This window comes from Tritonibacter sp. SIMBA_163, from assembly GCF_046535935.1.
GTDB classification, from domain to species: Bacteria; Pseudomonadota; Alphaproteobacteria; order Rhodobacterales; family Rhodobacteraceae; genus Epibacterium; species Epibacterium scottomollicae.
In genome coordinates this window covers 1-267 of record NZ_JAWJBP010000545.1, presented here as the reverse complement: position 1 = coordinate 267, position 267 = coordinate 1, and the positions used below count along the sequence as shown (strand labels likewise).

Annotated in this window: 1 pseudogene; it reads left to right on the top strand. The window is 44.2% G+C overall.

What is annotated here, in order from left to right:
- Positions 1–267, top strand: a pseudogene (locus R0J92_RS23465) (phosphotransferase family protein); the annotation flags it as partial.

The following is a 267-nucleotide window of genomic DNA, read 5'->3' as shown; positions in this document are numbered from 1 at the left end:
CATGACATGGAGCGCGAATTCAAAATGCTTGAAAAAGTGCATCCTGTTTTTCCATTGGCACCTGAACCTTTTGTGTATTGTGAAGATCCAGAAGTGATGGATACGCATTTCTTTATTATGGAAAGAAAAGCGGGCATTGTCGTCGACGAAGATCTTCCGGAAAAATTAGGGAGTCCAGAGCAAGCGGGACCCCTCATTTCGAAAAATGTGGTCTCGACCTTGGTTCAATTACAATCGATTGATTATAAAGAAGCCGGCCTCGCCGAG